The organism is Actinoplanes ianthinogenes, assembly GCF_018324205.1.
Taxonomy (GTDB): Bacteria; Actinomycetota; Actinomycetes; order Mycobacteriales; family Micromonosporaceae; genus Actinoplanes; species Actinoplanes ianthinogenes.
This window is the reverse complement of record NZ_AP023356.1, coordinates 8,482,610-8,504,349: the sequence shown is the minus strand read 5'-3', so window position 1 is coordinate 8,504,349 and position 21,740 is coordinate 8,482,610. Positions and strand designations below refer to the sequence as shown.

General features: G+C 72.6%; 19 protein-coding genes and 1 pseudogene. 17 read left to right on the top strand and 3 right to left on the bottom strand.

Annotated elements, in window-relative coordinates:
- Positions 1-50 precede the first annotated feature (50 nt).
- Positions 51-746, top strand: coding sequence for a 2-phosphosulfolactate phosphatase (locus Aiant_RS38265; RefSeq protein ID WP_189336042.1), 696 nt, complete (start codon positions 51-53; stop codon positions 744-746).
- Positions 747-815: 69 nt separating this feature from the next.
- Here Aiant_RS38265 and Aiant_RS38260 read toward each other — a convergent pair whose 3' ends face one another.
- The gene (locus tag Aiant_RS38260; RefSeq protein ID WP_189336041.1) at positions 816-1,409 is read right to left on the bottom strand and encodes an acyltransferase; all 594 of its coding nucleotides are present in this window, start codon (positions 1,407-1,409) and stop codon (positions 816-818) included.
- Positions 1,410-1,674: 265 nt separating this feature from the next.
- On the opposite strand from Aiant_RS38260, the gene Aiant_RS38255 reads away from it, so the two are divergent.
- From Aiant_RS38255 to Aiant_RS38215, 9 genes and pseudogenes are all read left to right on the top strand, one after another.
- Positions 1,675-2,367 (top strand): Gfo/Idh/MocA family protein, encoded by a 693-nt coding sequence (locus Aiant_RS38255; RefSeq protein WP_212846659.1) that lies wholly within the window; start codon positions 1,675-1,677, stop codon positions 2,365-2,367.
- The gene (locus Aiant_RS38250; protein WP_212846658.1) at positions 2,364-2,732 is read left to right on the top strand and encodes a hypothetical protein; all 369 of its coding nucleotides are present in this window, start codon (positions 2,364-2,366) and stop codon (positions 2,730-2,732) included. The genes Aiant_RS38255 and Aiant_RS38250 overlap by 4 nt, the downstream gene beginning before the upstream one ends.
- Positions 2,729-3,694, top strand: coding sequence for an NAD-dependent epimerase/dehydratase family protein (locus Aiant_RS38245; RefSeq protein ID WP_212846656.1), 966 nt, complete (start codon positions 2,729-2,731; stop codon positions 3,692-3,694). Before Aiant_RS38250 ends, Aiant_RS38245 begins: the two co-directional genes overlap by 4 nt.
- 17 nt (positions 3,695-3,711) lie before the next feature.
- Positions 3,712-4,812: a DegT/DnrJ/EryC1/StrS family aminotransferase gene (locus Aiant_RS38240; RefSeq protein WP_229831361.1), complete on the top strand. Its 1,101-nt coding sequence runs from the start codon at positions 3,712-3,714 to the stop codon at positions 4,810-4,812.
- Between the two features lie 25 nt (positions 4,813-4,837).
- Positions 4,838-5,551 (top strand): annotated as a pseudogene (locus tag Aiant_RS38235) (FAD-dependent monooxygenase); the annotation flags it as partial.
- Between the two features lie 88 nt (positions 5,552-5,639).
- Entirely contained in the window at positions 5,640-6,458 is an 819-nt protein-coding gene (locus Aiant_RS38230) for an ABC transporter ATP-binding protein (protein WP_212847310.1), read from the top strand.
- Positions 6,455-7,132, top strand: a complete 678-nt coding sequence (locus Aiant_RS38225; RefSeq protein WP_189331392.1) for an ABC transporter ATP-binding protein — start codon at positions 6,455-6,457, stop codon at positions 7,130-7,132. Before Aiant_RS38230 ends, Aiant_RS38225 begins: the two co-directional genes overlap by 4 nt.
- Positions 7,129-10,242 (top strand): FtsX-like permease family protein, encoded by a 3,114-nt coding sequence (locus Aiant_RS38220; RefSeq protein ID WP_189331393.1) that lies wholly within the window; start codon positions 7,129-7,131, stop codon positions 10,240-10,242. The genes Aiant_RS38225 and Aiant_RS38220 overlap by 4 nt, the downstream gene beginning before the upstream one ends.
- Positions 10,239-13,046 carry an FtsX-like permease family protein gene (locus Aiant_RS38215; protein ID WP_189331394.1) on the top strand — a complete coding sequence of 936 codons (2,808 nt, stop codon included), beginning with the start codon at positions 10,239-10,241 and terminating at the stop codon, positions 13,044-13,046. Before Aiant_RS38220 ends, Aiant_RS38215 begins: the two co-directional genes overlap by 4 nt.
- A 72-nt stretch (positions 13,047-13,118) precedes the next feature.
- Here the strand turns inward: Aiant_RS38215 and Aiant_RS38210 are convergent, their stop codons facing one another.
- Both Aiant_RS38210 and Aiant_RS38205 read right to left on the bottom strand, forming a co-directional pair.
- Positions 13,119-13,862 (bottom strand): hypothetical protein, encoded by a 744-nt coding sequence (locus Aiant_RS38210; RefSeq protein ID WP_189331395.1) that lies wholly within the window; start codon positions 13,860-13,862, stop codon positions 13,119-13,121.
- Between the two features lie 115 nt (positions 13,863-13,977).
- Positions 13,978-14,781 carry a hypothetical protein gene (locus Aiant_RS38205; protein WP_189331883.1) on the bottom strand — a complete coding sequence of 268 codons (804 nt, stop codon included), beginning with the start codon at positions 14,779-14,781 and terminating at the stop codon, positions 13,978-13,980.
- A gap of 212 nt (positions 14,782-14,993) precedes the next feature.
- Here Aiant_RS38205 and Aiant_RS38200 point away from each other — a divergent pair, with 212 nt between their 5' ends.
- From Aiant_RS38200 to Aiant_RS38170, 7 genes are all read left to right on the top strand, one after another.
- Positions 14,994-16,916, top strand: a complete 1,923-nt coding sequence (locus Aiant_RS38200; RefSeq protein WP_189331396.1) for an elongation factor G — start codon at positions 14,994-14,996, stop codon at positions 16,914-16,916.
- 136 nt (positions 16,917-17,052) lie between these two features.
- Positions 17,053-17,526 carry a carboxymuconolactone decarboxylase family protein gene (locus tag Aiant_RS38195; protein ID WP_189331397.1) on the top strand — a complete coding sequence of 158 codons (474 nt, stop codon included), beginning with the start codon at positions 17,053-17,055 and terminating at the stop codon, positions 17,524-17,526.
- A gap of 47 nt (positions 17,527-17,573) precedes the next feature.
- The gene (locus Aiant_RS38190; RefSeq protein WP_229830209.1) at positions 17,574-17,891 is read left to right on the top strand and encodes a GlsB/YeaQ/YmgE family stress response membrane protein; all 318 of its coding nucleotides are present in this window, start codon (positions 17,574-17,576) and stop codon (positions 17,889-17,891) included.
- A gap of 13 nt (positions 17,892-17,904) precedes the next feature.
- The gene (locus Aiant_RS38185; RefSeq protein WP_189331398.1) at positions 17,905-18,366 is read left to right on the top strand and encodes a YdeI/OmpD-associated family protein; all 462 of its coding nucleotides are present in this window, start codon (positions 17,905-17,907) and stop codon (positions 18,364-18,366) included.
- A 69-nt stretch (positions 18,367-18,435) separates the two neighbouring features.
- Positions 18,436-18,945 (top strand): hypothetical protein, encoded by a 510-nt coding sequence (locus Aiant_RS38180; protein ID WP_189331399.1) that lies wholly within the window; start codon positions 18,436-18,438, stop codon positions 18,943-18,945.
- A 169-nt stretch (positions 18,946-19,114) separates the two neighbouring features.
- Complete coding sequence (locus Aiant_RS38175) at positions 19,115-20,077, top strand: arabinan endo-1,5-alpha-L-arabinosidase (protein WP_189331400.1); 963 nt, start codon at positions 19,115-19,117, stop codon at positions 20,075-20,077.
- Positions 20,078-20,128: 51 nt separating this feature from the next.
- A complete protein-coding gene (locus tag Aiant_RS38170) occupies positions 20,129-21,739 on the top strand; it encodes a methyl-accepting chemotaxis protein (RefSeq protein ID WP_189331401.1) in 1,611 nt (536 codons plus the stop codon).
- Position 21,740: the final 1 nt, after the last annotated feature.

Genomic DNA, 21,740 nt, shown 5'->3' with positions numbered 1-21,740 from the left:
GGGGCGGGGCCAGCGGCACGACTCGATTCCGGGGGCGAGATCATCGGTGGATGGACGTTCGGTATGCGGGGATCGCCGAGGTGACCGACGTGGCGCCGGTCGCGGTCGTGATCGATGTGATGCGGGCCTTCACGGTGACGGCGTGGGCCTTCGATCGCGGGGCGGAGAAAGTGGTTCTCGCCGCTTCGCTGGAGGAGGCGCTCGAGCTCAAGGGCGGCCATCCGGACTGGGTGACGCTCAAGGACGGTCCGCCGGCGGCCGGGTTCGACACGGTCAACTCGCCGGGGATGCTGGCGTCGATGGACCTCACCGGACGGACGGTCGTGCAGAAGACCACCAACGGGACGGTCGGGGTGCACGCGGCCAAGGGCGCGGAGCTGTTGCTGTGCGCGAGCTTCGTGGTGGCGGAGGCGACCGCCCGGGCGTTGCGAGCGCACGGCGGTGATCAGGTCACGTTCGTGGTCACCGGCGGTGCGGGGCGGGCCGAGGAGGATCTGGCCTGCGCTCAGTACATCGCCGGGCGGGCCGCCGGGACGGAGACCGATCCGGCGGCGTTCATCGCGCGGGCCGCCGGGTCCCGGGCCGCCGCCGACATCGCGGACGGGGTGCGGCAGGGGCTGCCCGGGGTACATGCCGACGACGTCGCGCTCTGTCTGGAGACGGACCGGTTCCCGTTCGCCATGGCGGTGGCTCCGGAAGGGCCGCTGATGGTGCTGCGTCCGGTAAGGATCAGCGCGCAGGCCTGACGGGCCGCGGCGCGCCGGCTCTGGGCGTACCGAAATCGCCGGTGATCGGAAGCGGACGCGGACCGTGGGTCAGGCCTCGGTCAGCAGTCCGTCGGTCTCGTGGAACTCCGCTCCGGTCTCCGGGCAGACCCAGACGCCGCCGTCCTTCGCGGTCAACGGGCGGCCGGCCCGGCCGACCCAGCCGACGCGGCGTGCCGGAACGCCGACGACCAGCGCGAAGTCCGGTACGTCCTTGGTCACCACGGCGCCGGCGGCGACCAGGGCCCAGCGGCCGACGGTGACCGGGGCGACGCAGACCGCGCGGGCGCCGATCGCCGCGCCCTCGCCGATCGTGACGCCGACCGCGTGCCAGTCGTCGCCGGTCTTGAGGCGGCCCTCCGGGGTGACCGCGCGCGGGTACTCGTCGTTGGTGAGCACCGCGGCCGGGCCGATGAAGACGCCGTCGGCGAGGCGGGCCGGCTCGTAGACGAGGGCGTGGTTCTGCAGCTTGACGTTGTCGCCGATGACCACGCCGGGGCCGACGTAGGCGCCGCGGCCGATGGTGCAGTTCTGACCGAGGCGGGCATCCTCGCGGATCTGGGCCAGGTGCCAGATCCGGGTGCCGGCGCCGACCTGGGCACGGGGGTCGAGGTCCGCGGTGGGCGCGACGGTGACGTCGGTCATCGGTGGCCTTTCAGGGAGGGCAAGATCCGGGCCAGGGTAGACGGAAGCCGTCGCCGGTGATGTCAGCAACACGACGAGTTCCTCCGAAGTGACCATTGGTTTGCCCGAGGGGTGACCGACAGGCGTACCTCGAACGGCCGAACGGGTCAGCTTCGGCTCCGGCCCCGCCGGAAATCCGTCAGCGATCTAGCGCTCTTCCTAAGGGGATCGATAGCTTGCCAAGGGTTTGTGAGTCCGTGCTGACCTGACAAAGATCGGAAGTCTGTTGAACGCGTCCGAGCCGATCGGCATCGCCGTCATCGGGGCCGGGTACTGGGGCCCCAACCTCGTCCGCAACTTCCAGGCCAGCCCGCAGTTCCGGCTGCACTGGCTCTGTGACCTCGACGTCGACCGGGCCCGCCGGGTCCTCGGTGGATATTCCACCGTCCAGGTCACCGCCGACCTGGAGGAGGTCCTGGCCGACCCACAGGTGCAGGCGGTGGCGATCGCCACCCCGGCCGGCACCCACCTGAAGGTCGCCCTGGCCGCGCTGCGCGCCGGCAAGCACGTGCTGGTCGAGAAGCCGCTGGCGGCCACCTACGAGGAGGGCCGGCAGCTGGTCGAGGAGGCCGACGAGCGCGGCCTGACCCTGATGTGCGACCACACCTACTGCTACACCCCCGCGGTGCTGCGCATCCGTGAGCTGCTGCACGCCGGCGAGCTGGGTGAGCTGCACTTCCTGGACTCGGTCCGGATCAACCTGGGCCTGGTGCAGCGGGACATCGACGTGCTCTGGGACCTGGCGCCGCACGACCTGTCGATCCTGGACTTCGTGCTGCCCGAGGGTCTCACCCCGGTGGCGGTGGCCGCGCACGGCGCGGACGGCATCGGCGCGGGCCGGGCCTGCGTGGCCTACCTGACGCTCCAGCTGAGCAACGGCGCGATCGCGCACATCCACGTCAACTGGCTGTCCCCGTGAAGATCCGCACCGCGATCTTCGGCGGTTCGAAGCGGACGCTGGTGTGGGACGACCTCAACCCCAGCCAGCGGCTGGCCATCTACGACCGGGGCGTCGACGTGGCGTCGCCGGACGAGCTCGGCGACGAGCAGCGCCGGGACATCCTGATCTCGTACCGGTCCGGCGACATGGTGGCGCCGGCGCTGACCGAGCGGGAGGCGCTGCGCACCATGGTCGAGGAATACGCACGGGCGATCACCACGAAGACGCCCGCGCTCACCGACGGCCGCTCCGGCCTGCGGGTGCTGGAGCTGCTCCAGGCGGCCTCCCGTAGCCTTGCCGAGGGCGGCACGATGATCAAGCTCAACGAAGGGCACATGGCGTGACGGCTGTATCGATCGAGGGCGCGCGCGCCCTGGTCACCGGCGGGGCGGGCACCATCGGCTCGCACGTGGTCGACGAACTCGTCCGGGGCGGGGCCGCGGAGATCGTCGTCCTGGACAACTTCGTCCGCGGCCGGCGCGAGAACCTGGCCTGGGCGCTGGAGAACGGGCCGGTCACGCTGGTCGAGGGCGACATCCGCGACGTGGAGCTGGTGCGGTCGGTGACCGCCGGCAAGGACCTGGTGTTCCACCTGGCCGCGATCCGGATCACGCAGTGTGCCGAGGAGCCGCGGCTGGCCAACGAGGTGCTGGTCGACGGCACGTTCAACGTGGTCGAGGCGGCCGCCGAGGCCGGCGTGAAGAAGGTCATCGCGTCCTCGTCGGCGTCGGTCTACGGGCTGGCCGAGGAGTTCCCGACGACCGAGCGTCACCACCCGTACAACAACGACACGTTCTACGGCGCGGCCAAGGCGTTCAACGAGGCCACCCTGCGCAGCTTCAAGGCCATGAAGGATCTGGACTACGTCGCGCTGCGGTACTTCAACGTGTACGGCCCGCGGATGGACATCTACGGCCTGTACACCGAGGTGCTGATCCGGTGGATGGAGCGGATCGAGTCGGGCACTCCCCCGCTGATCCTCGGCGACGGCCTGCAGACCATGGACTTCGTGCACGTGGCCGACATCGCTCGCGCCAACATCCTGGCGGCGAAGGCGGACGTCACCGACGACGTGTTCAACATCGCGTCCGGCGAGGAGACCAGCCTCAAGGAGCTGGCCGCCGCGCTCTCCGCGGTGATGAAGTCGGACCTGGCGCCGGAGCACGGCCCGGCCCGCGCGGTCAACGGCGTGACCCGCCGGCTGGCCTCCACCGACGCGGCGTCCGAGAAGATCGGCTTCCGCGCCGAGATCAGCCTCACCGAGGGTCTCCAGCAGCTCGTCGACTGGTGGCGGGCGTCCAAGTGATCCCCGTGATGATCCCCATGCTCGGGGAAGAGGAAGCCCAGGCGGCGGCGGACGCGGTCCGTTCCGGCTGGGTCGCCCAGGGCCCGCGGGTCGCGCAGTTCGAGAAGGAGTTCGCGGCCACGGTCGGCGCCGGGCACGGTGTCGCGGTCAGCTCCTGCACGACGGCGCTGCACCTGGCCCTGGTCCTGCACGGCATCGCACCGGGTGACGAGGTCATCGTCCCGTCGCTGTCGTTCATCGCCACGGCGAACGCGGTCCGTTACGTCGGCGCGACGCCGATCTTCGCCGACGTGGACCTGGCCACCGGGAACCTGACCGTCGAGACGATCGACGCGGTGCGCACCCCGCGGACCAGAGCGATCATCGCGGTGCACCAGGGCGGCGTGCCGTTCGACACCGTGGGGCTGCGCAAGGCCGCTGAGGGCTGGGGTCTGGCGCTCGTCGAGGACGCCGCCTGCGCGGCGGGATCAACCGCTTACGGTACGCCCGCGGGAACCGGCGCCGCCGTCGCGGCCTGGTCGTTCCACCCGCGCAAGGTGCTCACCACCGGCGAGGGCGGCATGGTCACCGTGGACGACGCGGAGGCGGCCGTGCGACTGCGGCGGCTGCGGGAGCACGGGATGAACGTGTCGGCGGCCGACCGGCACAAGAGCTCGCAGCCGGTGCTCGAGGCGTACCTGGAGACGGCGTACAACTACCGGATGACCGACATCCAGGCCGCGGTCGGCCTGGTCCAGCTCGGCCGGCTGGCCGGACTGGTGGCCCAGCGCCGGGAGCTGGCCGCCCGGTACCACGAGTTGCTCGACGGCATCGACGGTCTGGTCCCGGTTCGCGACCCGGCGTACGGCACCACGAACTATCAGTCGTTCTGGGTGCTGCTCACTCCGGACTATCGCACCGACCGCGACGAGGTCCTCGCCGAGCTGGCGAAACGTGGCGTCTCGGCGCGGCGCGGCATCATGGCGGCACACCTGGAGCCGGCATACGCGGACGTCACTGCGGCGCCGTTGCCGGTGACCGAGCAAATCACCCGCGACTCGCTGATCCTGCCGTTGCACCACAAAATCACCGACGACGACCAGAAATACATCGTCGGTATCCTGCGCGAGCTCGCGTAAAAGCATTTTCCGGGGGCCACCGCCAATGCGGCGGTGGCCTTTCCGCAATGCGTTGCTCCACAATGGCCGGATGCGTGACGAGACCACCGTGGCGATCATCGGGGCGGGGCCGGCCGGTCTGACCCTGGCCAACCTGTTGCAGCGTTCCGGCGTCGACTGCGTCGTCCTGGAGATGCGCGACCGCTCCTACGTCGAGGACCGGCAGCGGGCCGGGATCATCGACCACCACGCCGGGCGGATCTTCGAGGAGTACGGGCTGGCCGACCGGATCGTCGGTGACGGCCCGGTGGAGACCCTGATGGAGATCCGGACCGAGGGCGTGCCCCGGTTCCTGGACACCCCGGCCCTGGCGGGTGGCCGCCCCAGCCGTCTCGTGCCGCAGCAGATGCTGGTCCGCCGGCTGATCGCCGCGTTCCTGGAGGGCGGCGGTGACCTGCGCTTCGGGGCCGCCGGCGTGACCCTGCACGACCTGGACGGGCCGCAGCCGCGGGTCACCTACGACGGCGGCGAGCTGGGCGCCGCCTACCTCGCGGGGTGCGACGGCTTCCACGGGGTGAGCCGGCGCAGCATCCCGGCCGGGGCGCTCGAGACGTACAGCTTCGACCACGGCATCGGGTGGTACACGGTGCTGGCCGACGCCCCGCCGCCGCGGTATCCGTTGATGGGGGTCAGCCGGCACGGTTTCGCCGCCCAGTTCGCGCGCGGCCCGCACGCCAGCCGTTTCTACCTGCAATATCAGCCCGGCGAGGACCCGCGGTCGTGGCCCGACGAGCACGCCTGGGAGCAGCTGCGGCTGCGGCTCGGCGACCCGCGGCTGGTGGCCGTCGATCGAGGTGCAGGCGTTGCAGGGGCTCGACCTGGTGGTGAACCGGGGCGAGATGGTCGCCGTGGTGGGCGCCTCCGGGTCCGGGAAGTCGACCCTGCTGTCCATTCTGGCCGGCATCGACGCGCCGACCGCCGGGAAGGCCCGGGTCGAGGACTGGGATCTGCTCAGCATGTCGCGCGCCGACCGGGTGCGCTACCGGCGGCAGACCGTCGGGTTCGTGCGGCAGCAGACCGCCAGCAACCTGGTGCCCTACCTGACCTCGAGGCAGGTGATCGACCTGCCGATGGTGGCCGCCCGCAAGCCCGCGAAACAGCGCCGCGAGCGCACCGAGGAACTGCTCGACGCGCTCGGCGTGACCGACTGCGCGGACCGCAGACCCGCGCAGATGTCCGGCGGGCAGCAGCAGCGGGTGGCGATCGCGGTGGCCCTGGCGAACCGGCCGCACGTGCTCTTCGCCGACGAGCCCACCGGCGAGCTGGACACCGCCACCTCGGCCGAGGTGTTCGGGGCGCTGCGCGACGTGAACCAGCGCTACGGCGTGACCGTCGTGGTGGTCACCCACGACGCCGAGGTCAGCGGGCAGGTGGAGCGGACCGTGGCGATCCGGGACGGGCGGACCAGCAGCGAGGTGCTGCGCCGGACCGCGACCACCGAGGACGGCGACACCCACGTGATCGCCGAGGAGTACGCCGTGATGGACCGGGCCGGCCGGGTCCAGATCCCCCGGGAGTATCGCGACGCGCTCCAGCTGACCCGCCGGGTGCGGCTCGCGCTGGAGTCCACCCACGTGCAGATCCACCCGGACCAGGACCTTCAATGACAAACCCGATTCTTTCCGTACGCCAGGTCAGCCGCACCTTCGGCGCCGGCCCCACCGCCGTGCACGCCCTGCGCGACGTCTCCTTCGACGTCGAGCCGGGCACCATGGTCGCCCTGGTCGGCCGCTCCGGCTCCGGCAAGACCACCCTGCTCAACGTGATCGGCGGCCTCGACCGCCCGGACGCCGGCACCGTCACGCTGGACGGCGCCGAGGTCACCGCCCTGGACGAGGACGGCCTGTCGGAGTTGCGGCGCGACCGGGTGTCGTACGTCTTCCAGACCTTCGGCCTGATCCCGGTGCTCTCCGCCGCCGAGAACGTCGGCGCCCCGCTCCGGCTGACCCGCACCCCCGCCGCCGACCGGGAGAAACGCGTCCAGCTCCTGCTCGACCTGGTCGGCCTGGCCGAGCACGCCGAGCAGCGGCCCGGCGAACTCTCCGGCGGCCAGCAGCAGCGGGTCGCGATCGCCCGCGCGCTGGCCGCCTCGCCCCGGCTGCTGATCGCCGACGAGCCGACCGGGCAGCTCGACGCCGAGACCGGCCGGTCGGTGATGGCGCTGCTGCGCGGGGTGGTCGAGTCGGAGGGCGTGACCGCGCTTGTGTCCACCCACGACCCGGTGATGATGGCGCTGGCCGACCGGGTGATCCGGATCAGTGACGGGCGGCTGCACGAGTGATCGGGCTGCTCAGGCGCCGGGCGAGCGCGCAGTGGCCGGTGCTGGCCGCGCTGCTCGCGGTGGTCACGCTCGGTGCCACGCTGCTCGGGGTGTGCGCGCTGCTGGTGACCCGGAGCGCGTCGCTGGCGCTCGGGGTGGCGGCTGCCGGGGCGGATCCGGCGGACGTGACGGTCACGGCGTACACCTCGGCGATCCTCGGCACCGACGCACGGGCCGTCACGGACCGGACCCGGGATGTGCTGACCTCGGCGCTCGCCCCGTTCCCGGCGACGACGGCGGTACGCGCGTCGTCGGTGATGCGGGAGCTGCCCGGGCGTACCGACGGCGCGCGCACCTACCTGTCCGGCGTCGAGCGGCTGCCGGAGAAGGCGGCCCTGGTCACCGGGCGGTGGCCGCGTGCCGGGCAGCACCCCGCCGAGGCGGTGCTGCTGGAGCCGACCGCGAAACTGCTCGGCCTCACCGTCGGCAGCCGGGTGCGTCTGGCCGCCAGACCACCGGACGACCCGGCGCCCGCGACCGACCTGACCGTGGTCGGGATCGCCCGGCCGCTGCCCGGCAGCGGCTGGGACCGGGACCTGCTCGGCGGGGCCGGCTTCGACCCGGACCACAACGACGGCAGCACCTCGCGGACCTTCCCGGCGTACGGGCCGTTCCTGGTCGACCTGGCCGACCTGCTCGGCGGCGGGTCGTCGCTGAGCCGGATGGAGATCAACGCCCGCCCGGACCTGTCGCACGCCACCCCCGCCCAGCTGACCACCGTGCGCAACGGCGTGCTGGACGCCGACCCCCGGCTCACCGGCACGCTCGGCGGCCGGGCGAAGTTCACCCGGGTCGCCTCGGCGCTGCCGGACACCCTGCGCGCCGCCCGCCACCAGCAGAACGTCACGCAGGCCGCGGTCCTGGCCGTGGCCGTGCTCGGCACCGTCCTCACGGTCACCGCGCTGGCCCTGGCCGGACGGCTCACCGCCGGGCTGCGGGCGACCGAGACCTCGCTGCTCTCCGCGATGGGCGCCAGCCGGGTGCAGCTCGCGGTGACCGCGGCCGTGGAGGCGGGGCTGCTCGCCCTGCTCGCGTCCGGCCTCGCGGTGCCCGGCTCCTCGCTGCTGCACGCGGCGCTCAGCCACCTGCCGCCGATGTCCGGGGCCGGCCTGGCCGACGCCGCTCAGGTGACCGCCGCTCAGGTGCTCGCCGTGGTGGCCGGGGCGTTCGGGCTGACCGTGCTGCTGGTGCTGGTCGCACTGCGCACCGAGGCGCCGGCCGGTCGCCGCGAGGCGCTCGCGCGGTCCGGCGCCGACCTGCTGCTCGTCGCGTTCGCCGGGCTCGGCTGGTGGCAGCTGCACGCCCGCTCGGCCACGCCCGGGCTGATGGACACCCTGGCCCCGGCGCTGCTGCTGACCGCCGGGGCGGCGCTGGCGCTGCGGCTGGTGCCGCCCGCGCTGAGCGTCGCCGACCGGCTCGCCCGCCGCTCCGACGGGCTGCCGCTGCCGCTGGCCGCGTTCGAGGCGGCGCGGCGACCGCAGGCCGCGGCGGCCGGGCTGCTGATCTGCCTGGCCGCGGCGGTGGCGACGTTCGGGGTGGCGTTCGACGCGACCTGGCAGCGGTCGCAGCGCGACCAGGCCGACCTCGCCGTCGGGACCGACCTCGCGATCGGGCTGAGCACGCCGCCGGTCGGCGGGCAGGGCTCGGTGATCGCCGCCGCCACGGGAGCCTCCGCGGTCAATCCGGCCGCGAACCGGCCGCTCGCCATCGGGCAGTGGCTGGGCACGGCCGGGGATCCGCCGCGGCTGGTCGCGGTGGACACCACCCGCGCGGCGGAGCTGCTGCGCGGGCGGCTGCCGGACGGGAGCGACTGGTCCGCGGCGACCCGCGGGCTCGCGCCGGAGGGCCCGGCACACGGCGTGCCGGTGCCGGCCGGGGGCGCGTTCACGCTGGCCGGGACGGCGACCGGGGAGTTCCCGCTGACCGTGACGCCGGAACTGCTGCTCCAGGACGCGACCGGGTTGCGGACGCGGTGTTCCGCCGCGCCGATGCCGCTGGACGGGACCCGCCGCCCGATCACCGGGTGCGCGCCGGTCGACGGGATGCGCCTGGTCGCGGTGGCGCTGCCGGTCCGGGACGACACGGGGTACTTCCTGGAGGCGACGCGCAGCCGGGTGCGGGTGACGCTCGGGCTGCCCGGGGCGGGCGGGGACGTGGCGGACTGGACGACGATCTCGGCGGAGCCGGTGGCGAGCCAGTTCCTGGACCCGGCCCTGGACGGAAGCGGGACCACGCTGCGGTTCAGTGGGACGGTGCTGCTCGGCGGGCCGCCGGAGGCCGCGTTGACGCTGGTCAGCACGGCTTTCAAGGCGCCCGCGGCGGTGCCGGTGGTGGTGTCCGCCCGGCTGGCGGCGGGGCTCGGGGTGAGAGTGGGATCGACGCTGGACGTGACGGTCGGGTTCACCGCCGTACCGATAAGGATCGTCGATGTCGTGCCGGTCGTGCCGTCGGCGCCGGGAGCGGCAGCGGTCCTGGCGGATCTCGACACGCTGTCCCGGGTGCTGACCGCGCGCGGTGACCTGGAGTCGCCGGTGGACGCCTGGTGGGCCGCGCGCCCGACTCGGGATGACGTGGCCGGGCTGCACCTGGGCGTGGTGACCACCCGGGCCGGCGAGACGGCGCGGCTGGCCGCGGGGCCGCTCAGCGCCGGGCTGCCCGCGGTGCTGCGGCTGCTGGTGCCGGCCGCGGTGCTGCTGCTGCTCGCCGGAGTGATCCTGCACGTCACGCACGACCTGCGGGAACGCGCGGTGGAGGTGGCCCGGCTGCGCGGCATCGGGATGACCCGGCGGGAGATCCGGGCCACGCTGCTCGGGCAGCACGCGGCGATCCTGCTGCCGCTGCTGGCGGCCGGAACCCTGGTCGGGACGCTCGGCACCTGGCTGATCACGCCGCTGCTGATCCGTTCCGGGACCGGGGCGGCGCCGGTGCCGCCGGTGGCGCCGGCCTGGCCGTGGGGTGCGGAGACGCTGGTTCTCGGCATGCTGATCGGCGGGTGCACCCTGGCCGTCGGCATCGTGGCCACGATCCAGTCACGCCGCGCCGGCGCGGCCCAGCTGCGGGTGGTCTCATGATCCGGCTGGGTTTGCACGGGGCCAGCATCCGCGGGCGGGCGCGGGCCGACGCCGGGCCGCTGCTGCTGTCCGCGCTGGTGGTCGCGGTGGTCTCGATGCTGGCGGGTGCGGTGCCGGTGCTGCTGCGCAGCACGGCCGACGAGGCGGTGCGAGAGGCGGTCCGCGCGGCGGCGGATCTGGCTGACGTACGCGTGGAAGCCCGCTGGGAGTCCGACGACGGCATGAACGGCGGACGCCTGCGTGACCCCCGGCTCGCCGCCGAGCTGGCAGACCTGGCGAACCGTTCCCTCGACGACCTGGGCCCGCTGCGCGACGTGCTGGAACCGCCGGTCGGCTACACCGCCAGCCCGACGCTCAAGGTGACCGACGGGAGTGTGCTGCGCACCTTCCAGCTCAACTACCTGCGGGACGCCACCGGACCAGCGGTCGTCTGGATCTCCGGCAAGGCACCGGCGTCCTCGGCGAAGCAGGCCGACGTCGAGGTGCCGTGGAACGGTCCACCGTGGCCGGTGCAGGTGGGGCTCTCCGAGGCCGAGGCGGCCGCGCTCGGGGCCGGCCCGGGTGACCGGCTCCAACTCGCCGACGAGCAGCGCAATCCCAAGGACGTCCGGGTCAGCGGCATCTATCGCGCGGTGAACCCGGACGACCCGGCGTGGCGGCTCGCGCCCTGGCTGCTGAACCCCACGTCCGGTTCGGACGGGGCCGGCAGCACCCGGTTCGGCGGGTTGCTCTCCGACGAGTCGCTGCCGGACGCGCGCCTGGCGTTCGGGCTGGACGACCTCACCCGGGTCGTCCGGTTCAGCCCCGACCCGGACGTGCTCACCTGGGATGCCGCCCAGCGGATCGCCGCGACCGTGGTGGGGCTCAAGGCCTCCTCGGGCACGTCGGCGAACCGCGGCACGGCGTCGCACTGGCAGACCCAGCTCGACTCGGTGCTGCGCGACGTCCAGGACCAGATCGAGGCGGCCACCGCGCAGGCCTCGGTGCTGCTCACCGCGGTGTCGGTGGTCGCCGTGCTGGTCCTGTTGCTGGCCGCGGAACTGCTGGTGGCCCGGCGGGCGCCGGCGCTGACCGTGGCCCGGCAGCGGGGCGCGTCGCTGCTCGCCCTCGGCGGGGAGCTGCTGCTCGAATCGGTCCTGCTCGCGGCCGTCTCGGCGGGGGCCGGGGTGCTGGCCGCCCGGATCTTCGTGCCGTCGGTCGCCTGGGGCTGGCTGCTGCCGGTGGTGCTGGCGGCGGTCCTGGCCGGGCCCGCGTTCGGGCTGGTGACGGCGTATCGCGCGACCCGGGACCGGCGAGTCCCGGCGAACCGGAACGCCCGCCGGTGGGCGCGACGGACGACGGCGCTGCGGCGTCTGACGGCCGAACTCGCGGTCGTGATCGCGGCGGCGATCGCCGTCGTGGTGCTGCACCAGCGCGGGGTGCTGCCGTCGGCCGGTGGAACCGTGTTGCTGCCGGCCGCGGCGCCGACACTCGGGGTGCTGGTCGGTGGGCTGCTGCTGCTGCTGCGGGTGCTGCCGCCGGTCACCGGCCTGGTGCTGCGGCGGGCGCTGCGGTCGAGCCGGCCGCTGGCGGTGTTCGGCGCGGCGCGGGCGGCGTCGGCGTCAGGCCGGGCGTTGCCGGTGCTGGCGCTGGCCGGGGCGGCGGCGCTGGCCACCTTCGCCCTGACCCTGAACACCACGGTCGCCGCCGGTCTGACGGAAGGCACCTGGCGCGCGGTCGGCGCGGACGCCCGGCTGGACGTGTCCCCCGATGCCGTCTCGTCCGCTCCCTCGCTGGCCTCGCGGATCGCGGCTGCGCCCGGCGTCCGGCACGTGGCGCTCGCCCAGGTGACCGAGAACGCCCCGATCGTCGCCGGCGACGCCCAGCGCCCGTCCCGCCTGGTCGTCGTCGACACCACGACGTTCCGCGACCTGCTGGCCGACACCCCGCTCCCGGCCCTGCCCTCTCTCCCGGGCGCGACCGGCGCCTCCCCGCCCGTCGCCGGGCCCACCGGAGCCACCGCAACCGACCCGACCGGGTCCACCGCGACCGCCGGACCCGGCACACCCGCCGGGCCGGGCGGGAGCAGTGGGCCTGCCGTGCCCGCGCTCGTTCGGTCCGTCGGCGGGAGTCTGCACGGCGGTACGCTGACGTTGCCGCAGAAGGGCGCTCCCCCGATCCGGTTCACCGCGGTCGGTGCCGCGCCCGCGATCGACGCCGCCGACAACGTCGTGCTGGTCGACGCGGCCGCGATGACCGCCGCCGGCGTCGCCTATCAGCCGAACACCATCTGGGTCACCGGTCCCGGCGCCGCGGAGGCCGCCCGCGCCAACGCCACCGCCGCCACCGTCACGATCCGTACCGAGCTGGAACGGGCCCGCCGCAGCGCTCCCCTGGTCACCGGCCTGCTCCGACTCGCCTGGGCGTCCGCCGGAACGCTGCTCGCCCTGGGCCTGCTCGGCTTCGCGCTCAGCGCCGCCACCGGCGCCCCGGACCGCTGGCAGACGCTGAGCCGGCTGCGCACCCTCGGCCTGCGTCCCGGCGAGGCGCGCCGGGTCGCCACCGCCGAACTCCTCCCCCTGACCCTGCTGGCCGCCGCTGCCGGTCCCCTGCTGGGGCTGCTCCTCGCCCAGCTCACCCTGGGTCCGCTCGGCCTGCGCCTGCTGACCGCCCAGACCGGCGACCCGTCGCTGATCCTTCCGTGGCTCGGCCTGGCCGTGATCGCGGCCGCCTTCCCCGCAATGCTCGCCGCCCTGATCCCCGCCGAGTCCGCGCTCCGCCGCCGCCGACGGCTGAGCGAAACCCTCCGGGTAGGCGGCGCCTGAACCGGCCGGCCGCCCGGCTGACGCAGCGAGGTGTCTCGGCGGGCGGAGAGGCGGGCGGCTGGCTGCTGGTTGTCACTGGACGCGGGCCAGGTTGCTGTGGGTCAGCCAGCCGAGGACCTTGTCGGCTTCGCCGCCGCCGGCGGTGACGAAGACGTCCTTGCAGCCGGGGCGGGCGGTCAGGCGGGTGCGGACGTCGGCGACGGTGGCGGTCGCCGGGACGGTGAGGAAGTTCTTCACCAGCGCGGTCATCTCGGGGCTCTGGGCCATCAGGGCGGCGAGCGTGTCGGCGTCCGTCATGGACGCCGCCGGCAGGCTCTTGGCCTGGGCATACTTGTCCAGGTCGGAATCGTGGACGACGCACAGGGCGACCGACGCGTGGTCGAAGATCGGCACGCGGCTGCGGTTGGCCGAGTGCATGGCGTCGTACAGAAGCTTGAGTTTCAGATCGCCCGCGGCCGCGCCCTCCGGGATCACCTGTTTCGGGTCGATCTGTTCGAAGGTGAGCATCACCTGGGTGGCCGGGGTGTCCGGCGCCAGGCCGCCGGCGGCCTTCATGGCGTCGATGGTGCTCTGCGTCGCGGTGCGCAGGTTGTCGCCGGCGAAGTAGAACGCCAGCACGGTGGCGACCCAGGCGCCGAGCAGCGGCAGCACCGCGGTGAAGACGAGCTGCGCCATGTCCGGACGTTTGTCCGCCGGGGCGAACCCGATGGCGACGATCGAGATCGCGATGACGCCGACGAAGCCGGCCCCCACCACGCCGAACCCGAGGATGAGGCGGCCCCGGCGGTCGTCGGCGCCGGAGACTGGACCGGTCATGCCGCACATTCGAGTCCGGCGCCCGAACCCGCACAAGGCCCACGTCCGTGATCCGACTGCACGACGAAGCCCCGCGCCGGAACCGGTCCGGGCGGGGCTCCGCCGAGGGCGGGGCTCAGTCGGTGACCCAGCCGCCGTCGGCGCCGACGGTCACCTGGTACGCCATCCGCTTCTTGCCCTTGAAGTCGACCGTGCAGCGCCAGGTGCCGACGCCGTTCGGGTCGACGTTCTGCGGGGCGCACTTCGCGGCGGCGGGCTTGACCGCCTTGCCGGCGCTGTCGCGGAAGTCGCCCTCCTTGACGATCGACTGCGCCAGCGAGGCCGCGGTGACCCGGGTCTGCGGGACCGGAGGGACGACGGCGGCGTCGGCGCGGTTCATCAAGACCATCGCAAAGCCGAACGCCCAGGTCACGGCGAGGGTGATGACGAAGGACAGCCAGTATTTGCGGCCGGAGTGGCCGAGGGCCCGGGCGCCCTTGGCTCGTTTCGCGGCGGGGAAAGCGCCGAAGGCGCCGAGGACCGCGGTGACGATGATGATCATGGCGATACCGGGCGGCGGGGCGACGCCCGGCTGGACCGGGGGGACCATGCCGGGGAACGCGGTGGGCGCGCCGTAGGGATAGCCGTATGGCGGCGGGTTGTGCCCGGTCACGGGCGGCTGCCCGAAGCCGGGCTGAGCCGCCGGGACACCGTAAGCGGCCTGAGCCGCCGGGTCGTAGGCAGGCGGCTGACCGAATGCGGGCTGAGCCGGAGAGCCGTAGTAGTCGGGCTGCGCGCCGTACTGCTGCGGGTAGGCCGGCTGCTGATAAGCCGGCTGCTCCGGGTAATAGGCGGGCGGGGTGTTATAGGCCTGCGGCTGCACGGGAGCAGCCGGATAAGGCTGCTGCCAGTCGCCGGTGGTCTGCGGTCCAGCGGTCAAGGAAAACCATCCGGGGTGGTGGGGGGACTTTCCGTCGCGCCATTGATCGGCACCGGAACCACCCACTTGAGGCGCTAATTCGGTTGCCGCCCACCTGCCGCCTCTGATGGGGTGGGCTGGTCAGAACCCCGAGCGAAACGAGGATCGAGCGATGCGAGCTGCGTGCATGTCACACCCGGAAGGAGTCCACCTCACCGACAGGGACATGACGCTTGACCATCCTCAATCTCGGCATTCTGGCGCACGTCGACGCCGGTAAGACCAGCCTCACCGAACGGCTCCTGCACACCGCCGGAGTCATCGACGACATCGGCAGCGTGGACGACGGCAGCACGCAGACCGACACCCTGGAATTGGAACGCCGCCGCGGCATCACCATCAAATCCGCGGTCGTCTCCTTCACCCTCAACGGCCGCATCGTCAATCTGATCGACACGCCCGGACACCCGGATTTCATCGCCGAGGTGGAACGGTCGCTCGCCGTTCTGGACGCGGCGGTCCTGGTCGTCTCGGCGGTCGAAGGCGTGCAGGCGCAGACCCGGGTGCTCGCCCGGACCCTGCACAGGTTGCGCATTCCCACGCTCATCTTCGTGAACAAGGTGGACCGCGGCGGCGCCCGTTTCACCGGCGTTCTCGACGAGATCGCGACGCGGATCAGCCCGGCGATCATCCCGATGAGCCGGGTCGGCCGGATCGGCACCCGGGACGCGACGGTTCACGGCGACGTCGACCTGATCCGCCTCGCCGATCATGACGACGCGGTGCTCGCGGCGCTGGTCGAGGACCGGCCCGCGCCGCCGATCCGGGTCCGGGACCGGGTGCATCCGGTCTATTTCGGTTCGGCCATCACCGGCGCGGGCATCGATGATCTCGTAGACGGGATCACCCGGCTGTTGCCGTCCGCGCCCGGCGACGCCGGTCGCCCGCCGGCCGGGACGATCTTCAAGGTGGAGCGGGGCCCGGCCGGGGAAAGGATCGCCTACCTGCGGATGGTCGACGGCACGCTGCGCGTGCGGGACACCCTCGGGGGTGATCGGGTGACCGGGATCGAGGTGTTCGCGGACGGTGCCACCCGCGCCTGCGGCGCGATCACGGCCGGGCAGATCGGGCGGCTGCGCGGGCTCGGGTCCGCGCGGGTCGGTGACGATTTCTCGGTACGCCCGGCCGCCGCCCGCCCAGCACAGTTCGCCCCGCCCACCCTGGAAACCGCGGTCGTCGCGTCCCGGCCCGCGGAGCGCGGCGCCCTGCACGCCGCGCTGACCGAGCTCGCCGAGCAGGACCCCCTGATCAATCTGCGCCAGGACGACGAGCGTCAGGAGGTCTACGTGTCGCTCTACGGCGAGGTGCAGAAGGAGGTCGTCGAAGCCACCCTGGCCGAGCAGTACGGACTGCGGGTGAGCTTCCGCGAGACCACGACACTGCACGTGGAGCGGGTGCTCGGGGTCGGGGCGGCGGTCGAGTTCAACAAGGTGGAGCCGAACCCGTTCCTGGCCACGATCGGGCTCCGGGTCACGCCCGCACCGGTGGGAGCGGGTGTCAGTTTCGGTCTCGCGGTGGAGCCCGGGTCGATGCCGGCGGCGTTCTTCACGGCGGTGGAGCAAACCGTGCACGAAACGCTGCGGCAGGGGTTGCGGGGCTGGCCGGTGCCGGATTGCACCGTGGTGATGACGCACTCCGGGTATTCGGCGCGGCAGTCGCACTCGCACGCCATTTTCGACAAGAGCATGTCGAGCACGGCCGGCGATTTCCGGAATCTGACCCCGCTGGTGCTGATGACGGCGTTGCAGCGGGCCGGAACCGAGATACGGGAGCCGATCCACGCGTTCCGCGCCGAGGTTCCGGCGGATACCGTTCCGGCGGTGCTCCCGGTGCTGGCGCGATTGCGGGCCGTTCCCTTGGCTACCGAGTCGACGATCGTTTCCGGGGAGATTCCGGCGGCGCAGGTGCACGCGTTGCAGCGCCGGTTGCCGGGTGTGACCCGGGGCGAGGGTGTGGTGGAGAGCGCCTTCGATCACTATGCGCCGGTGCGCGGCCCGGCGCCCGTCCGGGAGCGCACCGGCCCCGATCCGCTCGACCGCAAGGAGTACCTGCTGCGGGTCCTCCGCCGGACGGGGGCCGCAGCCGGCACACGCTGACGCTCGGCCAGGCTGTCGTCGCCGCCCGCGCAGTTCGGCGGCGACCGTGCCACTCAGCGATCCAGATCACAGTCACAAACCGGCGCGCCCATCTGTCTTAGAGGCGTACAGCAAGCCACCAGGACAGGGAGACATCATGAGTGCTCGTCTGAACGCCGCCACCAGCCCGGTCGCCGGGAACGTGCTGAAGGCCCTGCTCGGCGCCGGCAAGGCGATCAACGGCTCGTCGCTGCCGGCCACCGTCCGGCACCTGGTCGAGATCCGGGCCAGCCAGATCAACGGGTGTGGGTACTGCGTCGACATGCACACCAAGGACGCCGCGCACGAGGGCGAGACCGACGCCCGGCTGCACCTGGTCGCGGCCTGGCGGGAGGCGACCGTGTTCACCGAGGCCGAGCGGGCCGCCCTGGAGCTGGCCGAGCAGGGCACCCGGATCGCCGACGCGGCCGGTGGCGTCCCCGACGACGTGTGGGCGAACGCGGTCAAGCACTTCGACGAGGAGCAGCTGGCCGCCCTGGTCGCACAGATCGCGCTGATCAACGCCTGGAACCGGCTGAACGTGATCATCCAGCGCCCGGCCGGTGACTACGTCCCGGGCCAGTGGGGCTGACGCACATTTGACGGCACCGCCACCATGGGCATCGTCGGGTGCGAACAGTGGAGGTAGTGGTGGACGGTCAGGACTATGTGGCGGCGATCGTGTTCGGCGCGATCATCGGGGTGGTGGCCCGGATCGTGCTGCCGGGCCGGCAGAACATCGGGCTGATCGCGACGGTGCTGATCGGCATGGGCGCCGCGGTCGCCGGCACCTGGGCGTCCGACCGGTGGGACCTGCACAGCAGCCACATGTTCACGGTGGCCGACCGGACCTTCGACTGGGCGGTGGTCGGTGTGCAGGTCGCCATCGCGGTGGTCGGCGTCGGACTCGCGGCGATGATCGCGCGCCAGTTCACCACCGATCGTCACCGGGATTGACTAGCGTGTCAGCGTGGCCGAGACGTTGACGCTGACGCTGACCTTGGAATCGCGCGGGCCGGCGGGGGCCTTCGTCCTCTCCGACGAGCAGGCTGCTGCCGTCGGGGACGGGCGCAAGGCCTTCCCGGTCCGCGTCACCGTGAACGGGGTGACCCTGCCGCTGCGGCTGGCCCGGATGGGCGGGGAGAACATGATCGGCCTGGCCAAGGCGGTGCGGGCGCAGGCCGGTGTCCAGATCGGCGCGGACTACCAGGTGACGATCGAGGCGGAGACCGCCGAGCGCACCGTCGAGACCCCGCCGGACCTGGAGGCGGCGCTGGCCGCGGACGCCGGGGCGCGGGCGGCGTGGGACAAACTGGCCTACTCGCACCGCAAGGAGTTCGCCCGCTGGATCACCGAGGCGAAGCGCGAGGCCACCCGGGAGCAGCGGGTCAGCAAGACCATCGACATGCTTCACGCCGGCCAGACACGTTAGCCGGGTGAACCCGGCGCGGGGCGATGCGGTACACAGGGGCGTCTGTCTATTCGCGAAAGGGACCCCGTGATGGAAACGCCCACCGACGTCAGCTCCCTCGCCTACTCGCGCGGCCTCGGCCAGGAGGTGGCCGACCGGTCGCTGCCCAGCCCGTTGAAGGCCGGCGGCACCTGGCTGGGCATCGCGGCCGGCAGCCTGCTGCTGCTCTTCCTGGCCAGCCTGGGCCACGACACCGACGGCATCGTCTACGGGCTGCTGCGCCTCGTCGGCCTGTTCTTCTGCTTCCTGATGGTCTATGCGCTGGCCATGGGCATCCGGACCTTCATCCAGGGCGCCCAGTCGTACTACGTGTTCACCGGCGGGTTCGTGCACCGGCGCAACGGCCGGGCGCAGGCGTACACCTGGTCGGAGATCGCCGAGTGCAAGCCGCTGCTGCGCAAGGGCCAGCTGATCAACTACCAGCTGGTGCCGCGCGGCCGTAAGCCGATCAACATCCCGGTGATCCTGGTGAACAACCGGGACGCCTTCCTGGACAGTCTCATGGGCCTGCTGCACCAGCACGGCATCCCGGTCAGCTAGTCCTTCTTGTTAACGACCCGTTGTTATCGTTAACATACGGGCAACCGCATCGACTTCGATGACTGCGTGACGCACGGTCCGCTGCCCCGAGCGGACCGATCCCCATCCCCCCACGCGGCGGTCCCGGTTCCCCGATCGGGGCCGCCACCCCATCGGAAGGCGAATCCCCGTGAAGTCTCGCTTCCCGCTCCTGATCGTGGCGCTTCTCCTCCTCCTTCTGGGCGCCCAGCCGGCCACCGCCGCTTCCTACCCCAACCCCGGCGTGGTGACCGGGTCGACCGGCGCGCACGACCCGTCCATCGTCAAGAAGCCCGGCGGTGGCTACCTGCTCGCCACCACCGGCGACGGCATCACCCTCAAGACATCCGCGGACCGCACGGCGTTCGCCGACGCCGGGAAGGCTTTCCCCAACGGCACGTCGTGGGCCAACGCCTACACGGGCGGCAGCGCCAACCTCTGGGCCCCGGACATCTCCTACCACGGCGGAAAATATCTGATGTATTACGCCGCCTCGACCTTCGGCTCCAGCAAGTCGGCGATCTTCCTGGCCGGCAGCACCACCGGCGCGGCCGGGACCTGGACCGATTACGGCAAGGTGATCGAGTCGACGACCAGCAGCAACTGGAACGCGATCGACCCGAACCTGACCGTCACCGCAACCGGCGAGTGGTGGCTGACCTTCGGCTCGTTCTGGTCCGGGATCAAGATGGTCAAGCTCAACCCGTCGACCGGCAAGCGGGCCGACAGCACCATGTACAACGTCGCCGAGCGGTTCGTGAACAGCAAGTCGGTCGAGGCGCCGTTCGTGTTCCGCCACGGCGGCTACTACTACCTGTTCATGTCGTTCGACTTCTGCTGCCAGGGCGCGTCCAGTACGTACCGGATCATGGTGGCCCGATCGACCAGCATCACCGGTCCGTACAAGGACCGGGCCGGGACGCTCACCACGGCCGGCGGCGGCACCGAGATCCTGGCGACGCACGGCGGCGTCTACGGCCCCGGGCACCCGGCGGTCTTCACCGACAGCGACGCCGACGTGCTGGTCTACCACTACTACACGTCGTCCGGCGCCGCGAAGCTCGGCATCAACCTGCTCGGCTGGGACTCCTCGGCCTGGCCGTACGTGTACTGACTGTGCCGGACCGGCCGGTCCCGGCGCGGGCGGTCCGTATCGTTTCGGTTGATGCGATTCCTCACCCATTTCAAGATCGGCGCACGGCTGGGCATCGCGTTCACCGGCGTCTGCCTGTGCATGTTCGCCGCGGTCGGCGTCGGCCTGTGGGGCGGCCGGACCGCGCGGGCCGCCACCGGGGACCTGGCCGCCGCTGACGAGGTCAGCCAGGCCGCGCTGGTGGCGAAGTTCCGGACCGCGGATTTCGCCGGCTGGCAGACCGGGTACGCCTTCGACACCATCCGCGGCGTGGCCGGCGCCACCGACGACACGGTCGGCCAGCGCAAGGAGTTCCTGGCCTCGACCGCCGCCTTCCACGACGACCTGGCCCGGCTCGACGCCGCGCCCCTGGCCCCGGCGGAACAGGCGCTGGTCGACGGCATCGAGCAGTCGTTCGACCGGTTCATGGCGGTCGACCAGCGGATCATCGCGGGTTACCGGACCGGCACCCGGGCCGGGATCGCGCAGGCCAACGAACTCGCCTCCGGGGAATCCCTGGACTGGATGGGCAAGATCGTCGGCTCGGTGGACCAACTGGTCGAGCTGACCAGCAGGCGTGCGCAGGCGGCGCAGGACACGGCCGACGACGCGGCCGCCACCGCCCAGCGGTTCATGGTCATCGCCGGGCTGCTCTGCCTGGTGCTGACCGTGCTGGTCGCGATCGTCGTGACGCGCAGCATCACCCGGCCGCTCGCCGGGACGGTGGCGGCGCTCAAGACGGTGGCCGACAAGGACCTCACCGTACGGGTGCCCGACGAAGCCCGGGACGAACTGGGCTCGATGGGCCGCGCGATGAACCGGACGCTCGACGTGCTGCGTGCGGCCTTCGCCTCGCTGAACGAGAACAGTCACACCCTCGCGGCGGCGGCCACCGAACTGACCGCCACCTCCGCCCTGATCTCGGACGCCGCCGCCACCGCCTCCGGCCAGTCCGACCTGGTCGCCTCCTCCGCCGAGGAGGTGACCCGCAGCGTGCAGACGGTGGCCGCCGGCACCGAGGAGATGACCGCCGCGATCCGGGAGATCTCGGACAGCGCCGCCCGGGCCGCCGGGGTCGCCGCCACCGGCGTCGACAGCGTGCACGCCGCCGGCGAGACGATCAGCCGGCTCGGCCGGTCCAGCGCCGAGATCAGCGGCGTGGTCAACCTGATCACCACGATCGCCGAGCAGACGAACCTGCTCGCCCTGAATGCCACCATCGAGGCGGCTCGCGCCGGTGAACTGGGCAAAGGCTTCGCGGTGGTGGCCGGCGAGGTGAAGGATCTGGCGCAGGCGACCGCCCGGGCCACGGTCGACATCGACGGCCGGGTCCAGGCCATCCAGGCCGACACCGACGCCGCGATCGACGCGATCAACCGGATCGCCGCGATCATCACCGAGGTCAACGAGCACTCGACGACGATCGCGGCGGCGGTCGAGGAGCAGACCGCGACCACGGCCGAGATGAGCCGCAACGTGGTGGAGGCGGCGACCGGTTCCGGTCAGATCGCGGCCGGCATCACCGGCGTCGCCACCGCCGCGCAGGACACGGCCCACGGGGTCACCGAGTCCCGCCAGACCGCCGAGCAGCTGTCCCGGATGTCCCACGAGCTGGAGGCGCTGGTCGGCCAGTTCCGCCTCTGAC